Below are 14725 nucleotides of genomic sequence, written 5' to 3' on the forward strand. Positions count from 1 at the left end.
AATAAAGCTAACAACACTATCCTTTTGCTTCCATTGCTTGCTGAAATATCTATACTCTCTGACTATCGGCAATAAAATTTCGGCTAGTGACAGTGTTATCGCAGAATTTGACTAAAAAACCGGCTATTTTCTTCGCACAGAGTCTAGTAGCACTCTTCTTTCTGACACTCTCTGTGTTCCCCACTGCGGCGCAGGACGCACCTTTACGTCAGGTGAAAGTCGGCGTTTACGTCAGCGAGCCTTTTGTCAGCAAACAGGGCGATACATTCACCGGAATGGCGGTCGACCTCTGGAGCAGTGTAAGCACGCGTCTGGGGTTAGCATCTCAGTTCATCGAATATCCGAACTATAATGCATTGGTGAAGGCTGTCTCGGAGAGCGAAGTTGATGCAGCTGTTACAAACATCACCATCACCGAAAAGCGCGCTGAAGTCGTCGATTTTACCCATCCATGGTTTGATGCAGGCCTGCGGATCATGGTGCATACGCAAGCCGGCAATGGCTGGGAGGATCTGATCGGCGATCTGGAAAATGCCGGCCACCTCGCAACCTATGCTTGGATCGGCATTGTCATTCTGATTGCCACTATTCTGCTAACGCTCTTTGACCGCCGGTTCGACCAAAACTTCCCACGCCGCTGGCTGGAAGGCTTGGCAGAAAGCTTCTATCACGTTGTTTCACTTGCCACTTCAGGCAAAAGCTCTCGTAAGAATCTCTTTGGATGGGCGGGGCGTATTTGGCAGGCGTTCTGGCTTGTATTCGGCATTGCCGTGGTGGCTTATGTAACGTCCTCCGTTACCAGCGTTATGACCGTTGCGCATATCTCCAACAACATCAACAACCTAGCTGATCTACAAAACAAGACTGTGGGTGTGCGTGCGGGCAGTATTGCGGAACAGATGATGGCCGCTCGCTCAATCTCGACAGTGACCTTCGACCACCTACCCGAAGCGGTGACCGCACTGACAAACGATGAAATTTCGGCAATTGTCGGCGACAGCCCGGTGCTAGAATACTATGCACACAAGCATCCAGACGAGCCGGTTGAAATGGTCGGGAATATCTTTAGTCCAGACAAATATGGTTTCGCCTTCCCGCGCCATAGCGACCTTGTAAAGTCCGCTTCCATTGCAATTATCAGCCTTCAGGAAAATGAAGAACTTGCTGCCATCAAGAACAAATACTTTGGTCGTGATGAATAGTTAACAAATAAAAAAGCGACACAACAGTCGCTTTTTTATTGATCTGTGCCATCATCGGCCAGAAACAATATTAGATATAATACCTGATGCTACACTTATCAGAAGATAATCATTATTAACCTTCACCCAGTGATACCCACGCGGTGGCTTGCTCAACTTATATTGCGAGTAATTCTTCACCTGATTACCACGATAGTTTGCAGGCAAGCGATTGCCCTTCTTCCAGCTTTGTTGCTTGCGAACTTCCTGTTTCGGACCACTTTTATGCTGTTGAACCTTCTGTGATTTGCTTTGAGACGAAGGCTGGTGTTGCGCCATCGCGACAGGTGCAGCAAGAAACGAGAATGCGGTTAGCGCGAGAACAATCGGCTTCATCATGGTTTCCTTCTTGAGTTTAAGATGCCAATAGTCCGCCCCGCCAGATGAACGAAACATGAATAGCTTGATTAAAAAAAAGTAATGTTTCCGTAGCTGTAAGCTGGGAACAATACATACCCGTTTCACATGCCTAAGAAATGCGGTAGGGAACCAGTCAGATTAGTTTCTTCCGATTTGAGGTGCTGAAAGCACCAAAAGGAAATGCCATGATGAACTGGGTTTTCGTGTTGCAGGGTGTTATCGCTATCGGCCTGGCGGGTTTAGCCATTGCCGTCATTCTGCGTCACCGTCGCTGAAGCGTACGCGACAAACGGACCAACGGGAACTTCTTACCGACCTTCATCGTTTATTAACCAATGGAGTTGTTCAGGGAGAACCCCGATGAGACTTTCTTTCAAAGCAGCAATAGTTGCATTAGGCGTCTTTTCTGCGGGTGCAGCACAGGCTGCTAATGCAATCGTGACAACCAACCTTAATGTCCGCACAGGTCCGGGCACAGGCTATGCTGCACTTGGTAGCATCCCAAGCCGTGCGCCCGTCAACGTGCGAGGCTGCACGTCGGGTTATGGTTGGTGCCAGATCAGCTATGGCGGCTTGTCGGGCTGGGCCTCATCTCGCTATCTCGCAATGCGTGAAGGATCGAGCGGCGGCTATTCAGACGACTTTGGCCGAAACGCAGCACTGATTGGTATTCCACTGATTGCGGGCGTAGCCATTGGCGCCGCGCTCAATGATCGTAATGATCGGTGGGATCGCGACTATTATCGCGGTCGCGGATGGGATCGTGGACGTTGGCACCGTGATCGCAATTGGGACCGTGGACGCGGATGGGATCGGGGCGGTCGACATTGGGATGGTCCGCGTGATCGTGGTCCGAGATTCGTCCCGCGTTCCCGTAGCGGTGACGGACCACACGGCCAGTAAGCCATGAGCATATTCGCGTTGTGTTATGACAGATCGGTTCAGGATAAATTAGTTTCTGGATCGACTGCAAGGCCTGTTGACTTACGTGCGAAATAAGAACATTTAAAGAACGTTCGCATTTAGAGCGGCTCCACTCAAGACCCTGTCGCCGGAACAGCTCTAATTATTTGTACTTACGCATTATCCTCACGCAAAACCACTTCGCAGTTTTCTGGAAATGCTTCAGAGGTAATATAAGAATTCCATGGCAATCAAATTTACAAGCTCACCCGACCGTCAACCTGAACCCAAAACAGGCAAGGGAAAGGCTTCTAAAAAGAAATCCGCAAATGATGCTGAAATAAATGCGGAGCTAGATCTCGACACCAAGGGAAAGTGAATTAAATGACGGCGGCACGACTTATTGTGGTTGCGGCCTTTGACCGGAACGATGACGGGGAATTAGTTCCTGCTTTTGACCCCATCGCGTTTGAGACCGAGGGCCGCGCTCTGCGCACAGCTCAAGCGCTAGAGGGGAAACATATCGGTATAGTGGCGTGGAGCAGAGAAGCCGATCCCGATATTGGCGAATATGGACCACCTGCCATCATATTTCAGTATGGCGATATTCCTGACATGGAATAAGTGCACTTGATGCTGCCCCTCCCGTCACCCAAGGCGACTTCGCTAGCCTTACCTCAGATACGCTTCACACCACGACCGGCGCCGAAGGCAGCTCAGCACAAAAAGTCTTGCATAAGCGCGTCCGAGCATTCGCGGGAATGTGTATATTTGGATGAGTTTCTTTCGAATTGATACGTCGTTTATCAACATTGGTGATACTGTTGCTATCTTGAGCACAATGATCTGAACGGACACCTGTGCAGATCCGGAACCTTCCGCTCATAAGCAAGAAAGTGTTCATCATGGCAAAAGGCCAAGTACGTAGCAATCGTGAAGTGCGGAAACCAAAGAAAGACAAATCAGCGGCAACCGAAACCCCATCCAGCCCATTGGCTGGACGCTTCCCTACGCAAATTAAAGATACCGCAAAAACAAAGAAGTAATTAAAAGTCGCGGTTTGGCACACTGGTCTTTATTGATTTCAGCAGCCAGATACAAAGTTGAGGTAGGCGCTAACGCGCCTCCCCCATTAATCAAAGCCTTGCAAGATGCGCGCTACGTCGAGCCACCAGCAGCCCAACTACTGCGGGCTAGCTTTCCCATCGCTTTAATAATCGAAGCTTTTGATCCGAGCGCGCAGGATACTGACCTAGGCTTAAAAATTTTCTCGTGCCTGTAGCGGCGTGCAATCTCTCATCGCTAGCTGTAGCGCACAAAATCGCGTGGCAACGAGCGCAAGATCGCATGGCAACACTTTTATAACGAAAGACAAGAAGCTGACCGTGTTTTCGGGCCGTATTTTTTGATTTCAGATCAGTAAGTTTATGCGGTAGATACACACCACTTGGGTGGCTGGCGTGGGGTGACGCATTGAGAAAAGCTGAGTACGATTTTTTTGACGTGACCCGCGGGGTTGCTGCGCTCTGGGTATACCTTTCTCATTTGCTTCTGGTTTGTGGCCTTTGGTACCCATTCATTAGCAGAGGTGATTTGGCAGTGGATGTTTTCATCCTCTTAAGCGGCTTTGTTATTGGCTTGATGCGCATTGACAAGCCAGAGCGCTACTCACGTTACCTATACCGCAGATTTGCTAGAATTTACCCAGTCTACCTAATAGCGTTGTTCTTAGGCATTCTCACATCCTCCCTTTATGGCCCAGTTCTCGGCGAATCTGACTATGCCGACGCGCGTGCGTGGTTCACTGACAGACATGCAGAGGTTTTTGCTAATTTTTGGGAGAATTTCTCTGCACACCTAGTTATGCTTCACGGAACGATACCAAATAGCATTTTACCAATGGGTGAATATGCGTTTAGCGGTCCACTATGGTCAATTTCGCTTGAATGGCAATTCTACGTGGTCGCGCCCCTTCTAGTTGGCATCCTCACGACATCTCGTAAACACGGGTATTTAATGTTGGTGATCGCTATAGTCGTTTTTGGGCAAGCCGCCATAGAGATCGGCAAAATCTGGCAAACCTCATCACCTTCATTTTTGCCGTTACGATTAGACTATTTCCTTATTGGCGTGTTGTCGGCGTACGCGTTCAAGTCATCAGCACAAATGAATCCGTACTTCAAGATCGTATTGGTTCTCACTGTTTTGTTGGGACAGTCGTACCTTCGCGGATACTCTTTGGCCTTGCCTATTTGGGCAATCACTTGGTTTCTAGCTTCCACTGCCCAAAGTTCGCAGCGCCTTCGAAGCGCGGTCAACTATCTAACGCCATTGAAATGGTTTGGAGACAGATCCTACGCGTTCTATGTTCTTCACATGCCAATTTTGCTGGTGTTGGCGTATTGTCTGACGCTTGATCGATTCAGTTTATTAGGTCACTGGGGAGCCTTCGCGATTCTCTTTCTAACGTCCTTTCCTCTAACTGTTGCCGCTTCAGCATTGACGTACAAGTTTATAGAACAACCGATAATCGAAGCTGCGCGAAAGCCGCGTGATCAGTCGTTGCCATGTCGCAACGCGTTATAAGGTATCTTGGCTCGAGGGCCAGACAATAGCAGCAAGGATTGCTAAAGAAGTTTCGCCATCCGCTGCGGCATCTATGTCGCGCTTAGCACCAAGGCGAATTCTCTCGATCGCCGCACCAATCTGCTGCCACTGGGAAAAAGCCGCGAGTACCATGTCTGCGACCTTATCCAGCGTTTCAGCAGTAATGCCGATCTCTGACGACAATATTGGGTAGTCAGAAGCCTGGGAATGAGTGGCCGCTTTGAATGCCTGCGCTTCAGCGACCTTCTGTTGATAGGTCATAGACTGACCAAACCCAGGAGTAATGTATAGCAGGCGCTCAGCTTCAGCATCAGCGTCGATTTGGCGTTTCAAACGAGCCTGCAGATCAGGAAACGAGGAATAAAATATTCCATGCGGAGCTAGAACTCTAGCCAATTCTTCATCAGACTGATTTCCATCTTCATCTCTCGGCCAAGCCGTTGGTTGAAAACCAAAATTGCACAATTCCTTGAACTTGGCATCGTTTTTCGGCACCAGACTATTGCTTAAGGACGAAAAGATTCGCCCATCAGTTGCGGACCAATACCAATTTGTTGGGTCGTAATTCATTGTTTCACCTCAAAGATATTGGCCGCCCGAAGCTACTGTACCAGCTACCGAGCCTGGGAAATAGTTCGCTCCAGATCCTGACGTACCGATAGTTCCGTTTGCGTAAACAGTGTATCGCTTGCCAGTCGCCGAGCCTGTGATGTTCAACACGCCGGGAGCTGTAACCATATTCCGGACACTCGATCAAGGATGTAACCAGAGTGCTTGAAGCGCACTATCTGGCACACGATGAAGAGACAAACGATGCTGTGATTTTGAAGCTTGAGCGGGGCAAAAAGTGAACAATTTTGTAAACCGCTCACGAAAGACCTGTAAACCGGCCTTATACCCACATCACCTAACCCATTGAAAACAATGGCGATCCCGGTAGGGTTCGAACCTACGACAACCGGCTTAGAAGGCCGGTGCTCTATCCAGCTGAGCTACGGGACCTCACCATCAGAACCCGGCCTTAACACAATGTGCTGGGCCGGGAAAAGCTGCTGCTTCATTATCCTCAAAATCACACTGGATTTAAGGCGAAACATGTAGCGGTTTTAAACTGTTAATGCGTCCAAGGCTGAACGCGGTAGAAGCTGAAATTATCCGAATAAGAAACCTTGCGGCGCTTTGCTTCGTGCGGCTCGATCACGCGATATGCAATGCCATTGCGGGTCGCATATTCGATCGCATCTTCGCGGCTGTCAAATGACAGGCGAATCTGGCTCTTCATGTCGCCAGACGATGTGTAGCCCATCAAAGGCTCAACCTTGCGAGCGCTTTCCGGCTCATATTCCAGAAGCCAGTTTTCTGTTTTGGCTTTACCAGACTGCATTGCGGTCTTAGCTGGACGGTAAATACGTGCAACCATTTGAAGAACCTTGATCTATAGTCTTGTGCCCGAAGGCCGATAATTTCAACAAGGCAATAGTTTACACGCTGCACCATGTCAACGCGATAAAGGCGCACGCCACAGCAACTCACTGCGACATACTCATCTTGTCAAATTATCTGTAAAAAAAATGGTCGGAGCGAGAGGATTCGAACCTCCGACCCTCTGGTCCCAAACCAGATGCGCTACCAGGCTGCGCTACGCTCCGTGCTTTGTAAGCGGCCTTTTCCTAGTTAATCGCCAGATATAAAGCAAGCGATAAAAACAGCTTTTTCGAATTTTATTCACAGCCTTACGCTTATTTGCAGTTTTCAACGTTAAGCAGAAGGTCAGGAACCAACGACGGGTTCAGGCGTTTCTTTTACATCCTCAAATTTCAGGAGTTTCAGAGTGAATCGCAACGGACTTTATCTGATCATCGGTGCTCTCATCGTCGTCGTGGCAGGTTTTGCTATTTATACCTATCAGGAAGAAACCAAACCATCCGGCATTGAAATGAAAATCGGTGAAGGTGGCGTTTCCATTCAAGAAAACTAATCTTTTAGGATGATTGAAACGGTCAGACACACCAATAAGTAGGCGACTTGAAACGGTTATAAACATATAAACCGATTAAGATTTCAAACGCTTACCGTTTGTGATGCAACGATTCGGCTCTGCCCATGTTATTTGCGTTGCCACGACAACGGAGGATAGAAATGGATATCCAGACTTCAGATGCACTGTACCGTCGCCACGAAAATGAGTGGGCCGCATTTCGTGATGCAGTTCAGCAAAAAGAGGCCAGCCAGAAAAGCAATGAGCCTGTTTCCGGTGAAGCCTTTTCGGGCAACAAGTCATCCGGCCAGGAATAATCCATTCCATCTACTTTGATTAAACGCCGCTTTCGCGGCGTTTTTTATTGTCCGAACAACGCTATAAAATCTTAAAATCAAGAAAATTCACTTGGGATTTCAAACCCGTCCGCTACTTTCAGCGCATCGGAAAGTTTCATTACGTTAGGATCAGGAAATGTCGGCACAGAAAGTTGCAATCATCACAGCAGGCGGCAGTGGCATGGGGGCTGCATCCGCTCGCAAGCTCGCACAGGATGGCTTTGCCGTCGCAATTCTCTCATCATCAGGCAAAGGTGAAGCACTGGCCAAGGAATTGGGCGGCATCGGCGTGACCGGTTCAAACCAGTCAGCTGACGACCTCAAGAAGCTTGTCGATCTCACGATCGAAAAATGGGGCCGTATCGACACGCTGGTTAACAGTGCCGGCCATGGCCCTCGCGCACCGATTCTCGATATTACAGATGAGGACTGGCACAAGGGGCTCGACACCTATTTCCTGAACGTCGTTCGTCCGAGCCGTCTTGTTGTCCCTATCATGCAACAGCAAAAATCCGGCACGATCATCAATATCTCGACTGCATGGGCTTTTGAGCCAAGCGCGATGTTCCCGACTTCAGCAGTTTTCCGTGCTGGTTTGGCCTCGTTTACAAAAGTCTTCGCCGACACCTATGCGGCAGACAATATCCGTATGAACAATGTTTTGCCGGGCTGGATCGACAGTCTGCCAGCAACAGAAGAACGCCGGGATAGCGTGCCTATGCAGCGCTATGGCAAAAGCGAAGAAATCGCTGCGACGGTTTCATTCCTTGCCTCCGAAGGTGCTGCCTACATCACGGGTCAGAACCTGCGCGTGGATGGCGGCCTCACCCGCTCGGTCTGATAAAAACCCTGGTAACGAAATGCGAAGGAAGACTCGGTAGTGTCTTCCTGTCGCGATTCGGACAGGGGACATGAAAAATGGCGCCACGGAAACGGAGTTCCCGCCCGACAAAACGCTCAACCGGGCGTTCTACCGGGCGCAAGAACAGTTCAGGTTCATCAGCACCAATTCTGGCGCTTGGCGCTATTTTGGGATTGGGTGCGTTTAGCCTGTGGGCAACAGCTCAGCATAAAAGCCCGCAAGCAGCATTGACCGCCTTGTTCCAGCGCACTGTCCCGACAACCACTTCGTCTGCTCCTGCCAAGGTTGAAGCCAGACAACCTGCCGAGAAGGCAGTGGTCGAAAAGAAGTCGCAAAGCAGAGATTATGCTGGCGCGGTGGGTCCTGTGCCACGCCCGGCCGCATTGGTAGCGCCGGCACCGGCCAAGCCTGTGCAGCAAGCCGCAATTGAGGTTTCAAAGCCCACAATGGCGACGCAGAAAGTGGCTCCACCGCCGCCTCCCCCAGCATCCGCACGCGCATTGCCGATGCCACCGCGCGGCACCAATACGGCCGCTCATTCTCCATCGGTGATTTATGCCAAGGCAAAACTCACCATTCACAAGAACGCATGGGATCGCTCACCGGCTATCGGTACAGTCGAGAAGGGTCGCGAAATGCGCTCCTACGGTAAGACCGGCAAGTGGCATCGCGTGGTCGTGCCTTCAACCAATATCATTGGCTGGGTTCATGAAGATCAGTTGCTCGGTGGCCGTAACAAGCCCGAAAGCGCACAGATGATGACCACCGGCTCGATTGCCAAGAAGACGCAAGCACCAACTCCAGCGGCACCTGTCGTGCAGAAGGCGCGCATTCAGCCGCCAATGGCCGTTGGACAGAAAAACTAGATTTTCTGTGCGGCTGTTGCCATGGCTGCGATTTGCGGATCACCCGGCAGATAGTCAAAGCCAATTGCGAGCAGCGACGAGGTATCGGCGACCATGTCGCCGAACAGCTGCTCATAAAGCGTCTGTCTGCCCACAAGCGTCAGCAAAACCTTCATAAGAAAGGCTGGCACCGGCAGCAACCGTGACGGACGGCCCATTGCTTTGCGGGCTTTTGAGACAAGTTCGCGGGTTGAGCGGGGTTCTGGCTCGGCAAGATGGAAAATTTGGCCTGAAACCTGATCTTTTTTTGCATTGACGAGAAACACCAATGCACGCGCCACATTTTCCAGCGAGACAAAACTGCGCCGGTTGTCGGCCAAACCAAAGGGAAGCGGTAGTCCTGTGTCGCAAAGCTTCATTAAAGCGCGCAGATTGGCCCGTGCATCTGGGCCATAAACGAGTACCGGACGCGCAATAACCACCTCAATGCCACGCATCGCAAGCAATGCTGCTTCGGCCGTTGCTTTGGCATGGCCGTAATCATCACGCGGTGAAAACGGCATATCCGGCATTAACGGCGATGGATTGCCTGCAATCGTGTAGATTGTTGAGACAAAGATAAAACGGCGTACACCGGCCTGTCTGGCTTGTTCCGCAAGCTCGACTGTCAGGCGATGATTGACAGTGTCAAACTCATCCGCCTGTGGTCGCTCAGCGCCTGTGCGATGCGCAAGTGCAGCGCAATGAATGACCGCATCAACGCCATCAAAGTGTGGCGCCAAAAGCGCATTGCGTGAAAGAGCGAGGGTTTCGTGTCCATTGCCGACCAGCTCGCGCAGAACAGCGCTTCCGATAAATCCGCTGGCTCCGGTGACGGCTATCTTCATCCCTCACCGTGGCCGGCTTCTGACAAGACCTGTGCCGCAAGCGTGCGGGTTATACGAGTCTTCTGTTCAAGAGCCGCGCGGTCAAGGCGATCCACAATCTGTATTGCAGACAAAAGTGAGCGTTCGATCCGACTCACCAAATAGCTGACCACATGTGGCTCAACGCTGATCTGTCGGTCGGCGAAAAGCTTGTGAATGACACCACCGAGCAGCATGTCGTCGGGTTCCGCAATCTCGACAACTGTCGCCGCCTTAAGGCGCGATGCCAGATCAGGGAGCTTGACCTTCCAGTTTGCAGGCAAGAGACGCGAGGTCATCAGAAGCGAAGGTCCGGGCCCAAGAGCGGCATTCTGACGAACGCTGTTGATGAGATGAAACAGGCCCGTTTCGTCAAAACGCGCACCACCGATATTATCAATCAGCACAGGATATTCGGCGGCACCATGCACCACACTCTCGCTGATAGATTTAGGGTCAGCCAACAACGCGCCTGTTGCTGCACGCCAGACTTCTGCGAGATGTGTTTTACCCGCACCCGTTGGTCCGGCAAGGATCACAACCGGGGCAACCCAGTTCGGCCAGCGATCAATCAAATCCACAGCCGCACGGTTTGACCCCGTGACGATAATGTCTTCGCGGTGATAACCGGGCTGATGCTCAAGAGCGAGCGGAATCTGACGCGGCGCGTCACTCATCGCTGCCTCCAGAATGTCTGGCTCCTGAAAATCTGGCCCGGTTACGCATCAATTTCATTTCTCTTTGCCTGTATTCTCGCCAGCCTCGATCAGCGGCCCTGCATCGGAATGAGGGCGCTTATAGACCGGGTCGTACATCGGAGAATGGAGATAGCGATTCAGTGCAAACCGCACAAGCACCCCGACAGCCGCAGCAGCTGGCACTGCGACCAGCATCCCAGTGAAGCCAAACAGAGAACCGAAAGCGAACAGAGCAAACATCAGCCAGACAGGATGTAGGCCTACAGACGAGCCGACGAGCTTCGGCTGGAGGATATTTCCCTCGACAAACTGGCCCAGGAAAAACACCGCGGCAACAGCCACGATCATGACCCAATCAGGCCAGAACTGAACGAGCGCAACACCGATTGCGAGTGTCAGACCGACGAAGGATCCGATATAAGGAATGAAGCTGATAAGGCCTGCGAAAAAGCCAATAAGCAGGCCGAAATTAAGCCCCGTCAGGGTCAGGCCGATAGCATAATAGGTGCCGAGAATGAGGCACAACGTGCCCTGCCCGCGCACAAAGCCAGCCACTGCTGCATCCATGTCGCGCGCAATGCCGCGGACGGTGTAAAGTTGCCGGCGCGGAACCCATGAATCGATGCGGTCAACCATGCGATCCCAGTCGAGCAGCATGTAGAATGCAACCACCGGCGTAACTATGAAAAGACCCGCAATATCAATGAGAGATTTCCCCGAATTCCACAGGGACTGGAGCAATGTGGAGAGGAAACCGGCGCCTTGTTGCAGCAACGTGCTGAGATTTTCTTGAATGACAGAGCTATCGATACCGATATAGCGCTTCAGCCAACCGGAATTTTCGTTGGCCATCAGAGCCTGAAGCTGCGAGATGTAATCCGGCAGTTTGGAGATGAAATCCGCGAGCTGTGTTGCCAGAATCGGGATGATAATCATCAGCCCTATGACCAGGATCATCAGAAAGATGAGCAGAATGACAATTGTTGCGGCCAGTCGCGATAGCCCTAACCGCTCCAGCCTGTCGGCCACAGGATCAAGGAAGTAGGCCAGCGCCATACCCGCTACGAATGGCAGCAAAACTGGGCTGAAAACCACAAGAAACAGTAGGAATATCGCAACGGTACAGGTCCAGAACATGGCCTGACGGCGGACGACAGAACCGGTAAAGCCGCCCACTTCCACATTCACGTGAATATCGCCATCGCGTGCCACAGCCTCTGACTGCTGTATCGTCTTACTCGTCGTGTCACGCACAGGCGCTGGTTTCTTGGCCATATTGATCCATTCTCTGCAAAGATATTTCCTGCGTCTCAACTATAATATGACGATGTTACTATTCTCGTAAGCGCAGGCAGATAAAGATAGTTAGATCGTCGCAAAAAGATTGCAATGATTATGAGTGAGCCGCTCGCCGTGCATCGACAGGTTACACTAAATCCACACCACCCAAAATTTCGGCAGATTCCTACGCTGTTTTGCGCTTTTCCAGCCTCTCGGCCTTGCAGGACAAGCAATCTCATGTCATTGCGCCGGTAAATATTCCCCAAAAGGGGCACAGCCCCGTTTCAGGCCAGTTTCAGGAGCAGGTGATGACCACTGAGAATAACCCCGCCAAGAAAAATGGACTGACTTATGCGGAAGCTGGTGTCGATATCGATGCAGGCAACCTGATGGTCGACAAGATCAAGCCGCTTGTCCGCTCCACGCGCCGTCCAGGTGCTGATGGTGAAATTGGTGGTTTCGGTGGTCTGTTCGATCTCAAGGCTGCAGGCTTTACCGACCCTGTTCTTGTTGCGGCTAATGATGGCGTTGGCACCAAGCTCAAAATTGCTATCGATGCGGACAAGCATGACACGGTCGGCATCGACCTTGTGGCCATGTGCGTGAACGATCTCGTCGTTCAGGGTGCGGAGCCGCTTTTCTTCCTCGATTATTTCGCAACTGGCAAGCTGTCGCCTGATCAAGGTGTGGCTATCGTTTCCGGCATTGCCGAAGGTTGTCTTCAGGCTGGTTGCGCGTTGATCGGTGGTGAAACCGCTGAAATGCCCGGCATGTATCGCGATGGCGATTACGATCTGGCCGGTTTTGCGGTTGGTGCTGCAGAACGCAATCGTCTCCTGCCACGCGGCGATATCTCCGAGGGCGACGTCATTCTCGGCCTTTCCTCGTCAGGTGTCCATTCCAACGGCTTCTCGCTGGTGCGTCGCATTGTTGAAATGTCCGGCCTTGGCTGGAAATCCGATGCACCATTCCAGTCTGGAGCAACGCTTGGCGAAGCTCTGCTAGAGCCTACCCGCATCTATGTGAAGTCACTACTGGCTGCAATCCGCGCTTCGGATGGCATCAAGGCCCTGGCACACATCACTGGCGGTGGCTTCCCGGATAACATTCCACGTGTTCTGCCGGACGGTCTTGCTGCAGAAATCGATCTCAACGCAATCAAGGTGCCAGCCGTGTTCTCCTGGCTTGCCAAGACCGGCGGCGTTGAGCCACTCGAAATGCTGCGCACTTTCAACTGCGGCGTCGGCATGATTGCGGTTGTCATGCCTGACAAGGTTGATGAAGTGGTAGCTAGCCTCGCCGCCGAAGGCGAAAACGTCGTTACGCTCGGCCGCATGGTTAAGCGCGAAGGTGAAGGCGTTGTATATCAGGGTACACTGGCACTATGAGCCACAAGCGGGTCGTTATTTTCATCTCGGGCGGCGGCTCCAATATGGAGGCGCTGATTCGAGCTGCTCAAACACCCGATTTTCCGGCTGAAATTGTTTCAGTCTTTTCCGATAAGTCTGATGCTGGTGGCCTGGCGAAAGCACAAGCCGCTGGTATCGTAACGCAAGTTTTCGTCCGCAAGGAATATGCCTCGAAGGATGCACATGAAGATGCAATCCTTGAAGCTCTTGCGCTACTTAACCCGGATATCATTTGCCTTGCGGGCTATATGCGGCTTCTGTCCGGTAAATTCATTGCACCTTATGAGGGGCGTATCCTCAATATTCACCCTTCTCTGCTGCCGCTGTTTCCCGGCCTGCACACGCATCAGCGTGCGATTGATGCTGGCATGAAACTAGCAGGCTGCACCGTGCATCTGGTAACAGAAGGTATGGATGAAGGGCCTATTCTGGCACAGGCTGCCGTTCCGATTATTGACGGCGATACTGAAGACAGCCTCGCCGCACGCGTGCTGAAAGCAGAACACAAAATATACGCAGATGCGCTCAAAAAGTTTGCTGGTGGCGAGCTGAAAACTGGATTGTCACTCGATGCAATGGTGATCAGTGCCTGAGCCTAAACAGATGATTAAGCGCGACAAATTCATCACACCCGAATTTTTTCGTTAACAAAACTTTAATTCTCGTGAAAATGCCCTAATTCCAGTGCGTAAGGGGATTTGCTTCGGCATCCCTTGAGAGTCGCATAAGCGTCTCTTTCTGTATTGTGTTTTATTAGAGGACAACATCATGTCTCTCCGTTTTTCGACTTCCTTCCTGTCGGCGATGGCCGTCGTTTCGGGCATCGCAATCACCGCACCTGCCCTTGCTGCTGACTTCGTAGCGCCTCCCGGCTCAGGTCGCACCCAGCCGCGTTCGGAAGTTGGCACCCTCACCTGCGATATTTCGCCTGCAATCGGTGTCATCATCGGTAGCCAGCAGGATGTGGATTGTGTGTTCAGCCCTGTTCACGGTCGTGGCCCAGTTGAACGTTACACCGGCAATATCACTAAGATCGGCGTTGATGTAGGCTTCATCAATGGCGGCACGATTGCATGGGCCGTCTGGGCACCAACCGTTCGCCCTGAAGGCGCATTGAAGGGCCGTTACGTCGGCGCTTCGGCAAATGCCGCGATTGGCATCGGCGCCGGCACCAACATTCTGACCGGTGGCTCGTGGAAGACGATCTCCCTGCAGCCTATCTCGCTTCAGGGTCAGAAAGGTCTCAACGCAGCCGTTGGCCTTTCCAAGCTCAAGCTGAACTACGCAGGCTAATCAAC

General features: G+C 51.7%; 17 protein-coding genes and 2 tRNA genes. 11 read left to right on the forward strand and 8 right to left on the reverse strand.

Features of this window, described 5'->3' with window-relative positions; all coding sequences use genetic code 11:
- The first annotated feature begins 107 nt into the window (after window positions 1-107).
- Window positions 108-1202: a transporter substrate-binding domain-containing protein gene (locus QBD00_RS13610; RefSeq protein WP_095446367.1), complete on the forward strand. Its 1095-nt coding sequence runs from the start codon at window positions 108-110 to the stop codon at window positions 1200-1202.
- Between the two features lie 51 nt (window positions 1203-1253).
- On the opposite strand, the gene QBD00_RS13615 is transcribed toward QBD00_RS13610, so the two are convergent.
- Window positions 1254-1577, reverse strand: coding sequence for an RcnB family protein (locus QBD00_RS13615; RefSeq protein WP_095447867.1), 324 nt, complete (start codon window positions 1575-1577; stop codon window positions 1254-1256).
- A 384-nt stretch (window positions 1578-1961) separates the two neighbouring features.
- Here QBD00_RS13615 and QBD00_RS13620 point away from each other — a divergent pair, with 384 nt between their 5' ends.
- The 3 genes from QBD00_RS13620 (at window position 1962) to QBD00_RS13630 (ending at window position 5090) form a co-directional block, all read left to right on the forward strand.
- Window positions 1962-2504 (forward strand): SH3 domain-containing protein, encoded by a 543-nt coding sequence (locus tag QBD00_RS13620; RefSeq protein WP_095446366.1) that lies wholly within the window; start codon window positions 1962-1964, stop codon window positions 2502-2504.
- 384 nt (window positions 2505-2888) lie between these two features.
- The gene (locus tag QBD00_RS13625) at window positions 2889-3128 is read left to right on the forward strand and encodes a hypothetical protein (RefSeq protein WP_095446365.1); all 240 of its coding nucleotides are present in this window, start codon (window positions 2889-2891) and stop codon (window positions 3126-3128) included.
- Window positions 3129-3977: 849 nt separating this feature from the next.
- Window positions 3978-5090, forward strand: a complete 1113-nt coding sequence (locus tag QBD00_RS13630) for an acyltransferase (protein WP_318579760.1) — start codon at window positions 3978-3980, stop codon at window positions 5088-5090.
- On the opposite strand, the gene QBD00_RS13635 is transcribed toward QBD00_RS13630, so the two are convergent.
- The 4 genes from QBD00_RS13635 to QBD00_RS13650 all read right to left on the reverse strand — a co-directional run bounded on the left by QBD00_RS13635 (window position 5085) and on the right by QBD00_RS13650 (window position 6760).
- Window positions 5085-5681, reverse strand: a complete 597-nt coding sequence (locus QBD00_RS13635) for a hypothetical protein (RefSeq protein ID WP_318579761.1) — start codon at window positions 5679-5681, stop codon at window positions 5085-5087. The two genes, QBD00_RS13630 and QBD00_RS13635, sit on opposite strands and share 6 nt — an antisense overlap.
- A gap of 355 nt (window positions 5682-6036) precedes the next feature.
- A tRNA-Arg gene (locus QBD00_RS13640) sits at window positions 6037-6113 on the reverse strand.
- Window positions 6114-6225: 112 nt separating this feature from the next.
- Window positions 6226-6531 (reverse strand): ETC complex I subunit, encoded by a 306-nt coding sequence (locus tag QBD00_RS13645; RefSeq protein WP_024897387.1) that lies wholly within the window; start codon window positions 6529-6531, stop codon window positions 6226-6228.
- Window positions 6532-6683: 152 nt separating this feature from the next.
- Window positions 6684-6760, reverse strand: a tRNA-Pro gene (locus QBD00_RS13650).
- 182 nt (window positions 6761-6942) lie between these two features.
- On the opposite strand from QBD00_RS13650, the gene QBD00_RS13655 reads away from it, so the two are divergent.
- From QBD00_RS13655 to QBD00_RS13670, 4 genes are all read left to right on the forward strand, one after another.
- Window positions 6943-7089: a hypothetical protein gene (locus tag QBD00_RS13655; protein ID WP_095446364.1), complete on the forward strand. Its 147-nt coding sequence runs from the start codon at window positions 6943-6945 to the stop codon at window positions 7087-7089.
- A 161-nt stretch (window positions 7090-7250) separates the two neighbouring features.
- The gene (locus tag QBD00_RS13660; protein ID WP_167388292.1) at window positions 7251-7406 is read left to right on the forward strand and encodes a hypothetical protein; all 156 of its coding nucleotides are present in this window, start codon (window positions 7251-7253) and stop codon (window positions 7404-7406) included.
- 157 nt (window positions 7407-7563) lie between these two features.
- Complete coding sequence (locus QBD00_RS13665; protein WP_151091461.1) at window positions 7564-8268, forward strand: SDR family oxidoreductase; 705 nt, start codon at window positions 7564-7566, stop codon at window positions 8266-8268.
- Window positions 8269-8345: 77 nt separating this feature from the next.
- Window positions 8346-9155 carry a hypothetical protein gene (locus QBD00_RS13670; RefSeq protein ID WP_318579762.1) on the forward strand — a complete coding sequence of 270 codons (810 nt, stop codon included), beginning with the start codon at window positions 8346-8348 and terminating at the stop codon, window positions 9153-9155.
- On the opposite strand, the gene QBD00_RS13675 is transcribed toward QBD00_RS13670, so the two are convergent.
- The 3 genes from QBD00_RS13675 to QBD00_RS13685 are packed head-to-tail and all read right to left on the reverse strand — an operon-like array spanning window position 9152 to window position 12012.
- Window positions 9152-10021, reverse strand: coding sequence for an NAD-dependent epimerase/dehydratase family protein (locus tag QBD00_RS13675; protein ID WP_095446361.1), 870 nt, complete (start codon window positions 10019-10021; stop codon window positions 9152-9154). The genes QBD00_RS13670 and QBD00_RS13675 overlap by 4 nt on opposite strands.
- On the reverse strand, window positions 10018-10728 hold the full coding sequence (gene hdaA, locus QBD00_RS13680) for a DnaA regulatory inactivator HdaA (RefSeq protein ID WP_191793064.1): 711 nt from the start codon (window positions 10726-10728) through the stop codon (window positions 10018-10020). Before hdaA ends, QBD00_RS13675 begins: the two co-directional genes overlap by 4 nt.
- A 42-nt stretch (window positions 10729-10770) precedes the next feature.
- Window positions 10771-12012: an AI-2E family transporter gene (locus QBD00_RS13685; protein WP_191793040.1), complete on the reverse strand. Its 1242-nt coding sequence runs from the start codon at window positions 12010-12012 to the stop codon at window positions 10771-10773.
- A 314-nt stretch (window positions 12013-12326) separates the two neighbouring features.
- On the opposite strand from QBD00_RS13685, the gene purM reads away from it, so the two are divergent.
- The 3 genes from purM to QBD00_RS13700 all read left to right on the forward strand — a co-directional run bounded on the left by purM (window position 12327) and on the right by QBD00_RS13700 (window position 14720).
- Window positions 12327-13406, forward strand: a complete 1080-nt coding sequence (gene purM / locus QBD00_RS13690) for a phosphoribosylformylglycinamidine cyclo-ligase (RefSeq protein ID WP_318579763.1) — start codon at window positions 12327-12329, stop codon at window positions 13404-13406.
- The gene (gene purN, locus QBD00_RS13695) at window positions 13403-14020 is read left to right on the forward strand and encodes a phosphoribosylglycinamide formyltransferase (protein WP_318579764.1); all 618 of its coding nucleotides are present in this window, start codon (window positions 13403-13405) and stop codon (window positions 14018-14020) included. The genes purM and purN overlap by 4 nt, the downstream gene beginning before the upstream one ends.
- Window positions 14021-14195: 175 nt before the next feature.
- On the forward strand, window positions 14196-14720 hold the full coding sequence (locus tag QBD00_RS13700; protein WP_095446357.1) for a DUF992 domain-containing protein: 525 nt from the start codon (window positions 14196-14198) through the stop codon (window positions 14718-14720).
- Window positions 14721-14725 lie beyond the last annotated feature (5 nt).

It is taken from the genome of Ochrobactrum sp. AN78 (genome assembly GCF_029909885.1).
GTDB classification, from domain to species: domain Bacteria; phylum Pseudomonadota; class Alphaproteobacteria; order Rhizobiales; family Rhizobiaceae; genus Brucella; species Brucella quorumnocens.

Bases quoted from the DNA above. Each gene is read 5' to 3' on its own strand.
- purN (WP_318579764.1), top strand. From the start codon at position 13,403: ATGAGCCACAAGCGGGTCGTTATTTTCATCTCGGGCGGCGGCTCCAAT.
- QBD00_RS13665 (WP_151091461.1), top strand. From the start codon at position 7,564: ATGTCGGCACAGAAAGTTGCAATCATCACAGCAGGCGGCAGTGGCATG.
- QBD00_RS13620 (WP_095446366.1), top strand. From the start codon at position 1,962: ATGAGACTTTCTTTCAAAGCAGCAATAGTTGCATTAGGCGTCTTTTCT.
- QBD00_RS13700 (WP_095446357.1), top strand. From the start codon at position 14,196: ATGTCTCTCCGTTTTTCGACTTCCTTCCTGTCGGCGATGGCCGTCGTT.
- purM (WP_318579763.1), top strand. From the start codon at position 12,327: ATGACCACTGAGAATAACCCCGCCAAGAAAAATGGACTGACTTATGCG.
- QBD00_RS13670 (WP_318579762.1), top strand. From the start codon at position 8,346: ATGGCGCCACGGAAACGGAGTTCCCGCCCGACAAAACGCTCAACCGGG.
- QBD00_RS13635 (WP_318579761.1), bottom strand. From the start codon at position 5,681: ATGAATTACGACCCAACAAATTGGTATTGGTCCGCAACTGATGGGCGA.
- QBD00_RS13660 (WP_167388292.1), top strand. From the start codon at position 7,251: ATGGATATCCAGACTTCAGATGCACTGTACCGTCGCCACGAAAATGAG.
- QBD00_RS13675 (WP_095446361.1), bottom strand. From the start codon at position 10,021: ATGAAGATAGCCGTCACCGGAGCCAGCGGATTTATCGGAAGCGCTGTT.
- QBD00_RS13685 (WP_191793040.1), bottom strand. From the start codon at position 12,012: ATGGCCAAGAAACCAGCGCCTGTGCGTGACACGACGAGTAAGACGATA.
- QBD00_RS13615 (WP_095447867.1), bottom strand. From the start codon at position 1,577: ATGAAGCCGATTGTTCTCGCGCTAACCGCATTCTCGTTTCTTGCTGCA.
- QBD00_RS13625 (WP_095446365.1), top strand. From the start codon at position 2,889: ATGACGGCGGCACGACTTATTGTGGTTGCGGCCTTTGACCGGAACGAT.
- QBD00_RS13645 (WP_024897387.1), bottom strand. From the start codon at position 6,531: ATGGTTGCACGTATTTACCGTCCAGCTAAGACCGCAATGCAGTCTGGT.